Raw genomic sequence first — 3,716 nt, 5'->3', positions numbered from 1 at the left:
GCCTATTGGAGTGACATTCGTCCGCTTTTGGGGAGCGTTGATTAGAGCCTGAACGTCCGGCTTTGGGCGCATAGCGGACACAAAATTCCGCTTCTGACCCCAGTGAGGTGTTCCGCTAAAGTCAATTCGGATGTCGCCGACCTGTCAGTGTCCAGACGTATCCGCGCTCGAAGCAAGCCCCATGAATCCAAGCGCCGATACTCGTATTTTCAGCGCTCCCGTGCTTATCTGCCGGCTGCATTCCAGAGGTCGGCAAGCATGCTCGAGATGGTGCAAACCCTGTCGGAAGCCAATCCGTTCTTGCTTGCCTTCTCGCTGCTGATCTTTGACATCCCGCGCTACACCTTGTCCTTGGTTTCACTGGCGCTGTTTGGAGTATGGGGAAAGGCTCAGCGCGCGCATTTAGCTGCCGATCAGTTCTCGGTAACCGTGATAATTCCTACTTTCAACGGAGGGACCGGCCTCCATCCCACGCTTGTCTCGCTGCAACGTCAAACTCACCGGCCGGTCGAAATTATCGTCGTCGATGACGGTTCGACCGATGACACCCGGATGACTGCGGAGCGGGCTCGCGCTTTGGGTCTTGTGACCATGGTGATATGCTATGGAACCCGCTTTGGACGCAGCGCCGCAATTAACGCGGCCAGGTTTGCCAGCGGTGACTTGATCATGACGGTCGATGCGGACACCGTTCTAGAAACGACCGCCATCGAGCGGCTCGCTTCGGTTTTCTGGGATCCACGGGTGGCCGGAGCAAGTGGCAACATTGCCATCATGAATGAGCGTGGAACGCAGCAAACTGGGCGAGCGGGTCTTTGCCGACGAGACCACGCCGACATTGGCGCTGGGAACGGGCAAGGCCAAAAAGGCGGCTATGGGCTACGCACGCGACGACCGGCCCTTTGGCGGTGTCAGCCCGCCGATGGTGGCCTATCGCTTCGAGGACAGCCGCGGTGGCGACTGCGTTGCGCGCCACATGAGGGGCTTCACTGGCATCCTGCAGGTTGTTGGATACTCAGCTTATACCCAGCTGGCCAAGGCGAAAGCCGGCGCCAATGAGACCATTGCGCTTGCCGGATCCCCTATCAAGGTCAAGGCCTCAGATTTCTCGCGGATTTTTAAGCGGTATCGCTCTTAATAGTACCCGAAGAGCGACCAATCGGTAATTCAAAGGTTTTCATGGCTCGTCGGGCTGGCGGAAATCAAAATCACGATTTCATCGTGGTGCGGTATTATTGCAACCCTAAGGAGTACCTACGCCCCGTAGTCTAGTGAAGGGGTTAGAATTTATGAATATCAAGTACCTGATCGGCGCGTCTGCTGCCGCAATCCTCGCATTTTCCACAGCTTCCAATGCTGCGGACGTTGTTGGCGGCCCCGAGGCTCCGATTGCCTTGGCGTTCGATTGGTCGGGCGGCTATATCGGCGTAAACCTCGGCGGTGGTTTCGGCAAATTCAAGCATCCGGTCGAAGTTACTGCTGTGGGCGCGCCCGGCCCCCTTATGGACGGGTCGGTTGGCCTTACGGCTGGCGGTTTCCTCGGCGGTGTCCAAGCCGGCTACAACTGGCAGTCGGGCCAGATGGTCTACGGCGTCGAAGCCGACTTCCAAGGTTCAAGTGTTAAGGGCGAAGGCTCGATCGACGTAGGAGGGCTTTTGCTCGGCGGCGCAGCCTTGACCGGTGAGGCCGGCACTAAGGTCGATTGGTTCGGTACCTTGCGCGCCCGCATCGGCTATACGCCTGTCGACCGCTTTATGGTCTACACTACGGGCGGTCTCGCATATGGCCACGTTAAGAGCTATGTTTCAGCCAATGTTGCCGGTCTTGGTGGTATCGACTTGAGCAAATCCGAGACGAAGGCCGGATGGAAGGTCGGCGGCGGTGCTGAGTATGCGCTCACCAATAATTGGACCCTTAAGTCCGAGTATCTCTACACTGATCTCGGCAAGACCACGCTGTATAGCGGAGATATCATCGGTGCGGGGACCAATACGACTCTAAAGAACGATGTTGCGTTCCACACCGTACGTATTGGCCTGAACTACAAATTCTGATCGAAGTATCTCCAGTCTATCGAAAGGCTCCAGCGAAAGCTGGGGCCTTTTTTGCAGCGGCAAAACGAAAAAAGCGGACTGCCGCAACGAGAGACAGCAGGGACCATATTGCTAGCGTCGGGAGTATGGTCAACCGTCAATTCGTCTGTTTTGTTCGCTCACCATCGTCCCGTATGCATCCCAGTGTTTTCGCAGCGACTTCCAAAGATGCTCGGGTCAGAGATGACCACCCGCGTGCGGTACTGCATCGTACGCATACGGCGAGGGCCGCGGGAATGTCCGTTTCGCGCGTAGCGAGGGCTTGATAGTGCTGTGATCAGGCGGCCTGTGCGGCGGCTTGCTCGGCCCGGCACTTCCACTCCCAAGGTAGAAGCTCATGCAACCGCGACTGTGGTATCGATGCGCTACGGGCATGATGTCGTTGGCAGCAAGGTTTAGGCCCGACTCACCGCCGTTGCTGCGATTGGGGGCACTGGTGACGTGCACTGCCATGTAGGCCCAGATCAGGCAGCCGAACCAAACGATGCCGGTTCCGCCTAAAAAGATGTTGAGTAGCAAGGTGGKCCTTATATCCTGGGAACTCGTTTCAGCCTGGCGGACTTCTATTTGAGCTTCTGGATCGCCTTGCTCGGCCGTGATGGCATATGCTCAAGGTCTCCGGCGATTGCCAAGCTGTATAACTTGGTTCGATCTCGTGCCAGCGCAACGCGCTATCTCGAAGGCGCCGAGCGGATAGAGAAGCAATATGCCAATTTGATGAGGAAGACCCCAGCGGGCTTCATCGCTTAACTTAGCCAATGAAGAAACGATCAGGGCTGTCTTGTGGCGTGGGGGGCGCTTCCCGCCTGTCGGCTTTTCGGCAGGGAACATCGAAAGCTGCCCTTGCGCGACCGGCTAGAAGCTCTCGCCAGATCAACCATACTCAGCTGGCTGTTGCTTTGCCAACCTCTCCGGCTCTCGTACGTGCGCGCCATCGTTTGGAGCGGCGATGCTCGTGACACACACACGACCCATTCCGGAAATCAGCATCGCCAGGGTTTGACCAAGTTAATTTGCGGATCACAGTGCCCGCCAGAGAGGACCAATCAATTGTCGGGAAGCGGCAACGGTGCGTCACTCAAGGTCCGCAGGTAAGCGATGAGGTCTGCTCGCTGCTCCTCGTCCTGCAGGCCAGGGAAAGCCATATCTGTTCCAGGCAACGTGAGTGCGGGGTTTGAGATAAAAAAGTTGAGTTCCTCAAAGGTCCAATTGCCACCAGCGTCCTTTAGAACTGACGAATAGGCGACATCGCTTTGTGAACCCTTCGGCCGACCTAAGATGCCCCACAGATTCGCTCGTCCGGGAACCTGGACCCCCGGCGCTGAAAGATGACAAGCCCCACATGTTTTGTCGAAAAGTTCTTTGCCGGATTTAGCGTTTGCCAATGCAAGTCGAGCCGAAATCGGTGCAATGGCCGGTCGTCCGGCGCCATGACTCTGCAAGTAGGCCACGACGTCATCGTGACCACTTAGCTTGGCCAAATGTATGGGCGGACTTCCATTCGATGTCAGTGCATTAACATCTGCTCCAGCATCCACAAGATGGATGACGCACTGAAGGCAGCCATTCTCGGCAGCCACGTGCAGCGGGGTCTGCGATTTTGCCAACTGATTTGGATTGGCC

General features: G+C 56.8%; 2 protein-coding genes and 3 pseudogenes. 3 read left to right on the top strand and 2 right to left on the bottom strand.

The genetic code is table 11. The annotated features are described in order from the left end of the window. Positions 1–258: 258 nt before the first annotated feature. The 3 genes and pseudogenes from AC1DUU_RS26085 to AC1DUU_RS26075 all read left to right on the top strand — a co-directional run. A pseudogene (locus tag AC1DUU_RS26085) lies at positions 259–756 on the top strand (glycosyltransferase family A protein); the annotation flags it as partial. A 40-nt stretch (positions 757–796) separates the two neighbouring features. Continuing rightward, positions 797–1,078: pseudogene (locus tag AC1DUU_RS26080) on the top strand (IS66 family transposase); the annotation flags it as partial. Between the two features lie 217 nt (positions 1,079–1,295). Then, on the top strand, positions 1,296–2,054 hold the full coding sequence (locus AC1DUU_RS26075) for an outer membrane protein (RefSeq protein ID WP_476786266.1): 759 nt from the start codon (positions 1,296–1,298) through the stop codon (positions 2,052–2,054). A 504-nt stretch (positions 2,055–2,558) separates the two neighbouring features. Here the strand turns inward: AC1DUU_RS26075 and AC1DUU_RS26070 are convergent. Continuing rightward, positions 2,559–2,624: pseudogene (locus AC1DUU_RS26070) on the bottom strand (hypothetical protein); the annotation flags it as partial. A 515-nt stretch (positions 2,625–3,139) separates the two neighbouring features. Beyond that, on the bottom strand, positions 3,140–3,716 hold a 577-nt coding region (locus AC1DUU_RS26065; protein ID WP_476786265.1), incomplete at its 5' end, for an ankyrin repeat domain-containing protein.

The organism is Aminobacter sp. P4_H6_2, assembly GCF_056400805.1.
Note: the sequence above shows the minus strand (reverse complement) of the source record. Positions and strands in the feature narration are given on the sequence as shown.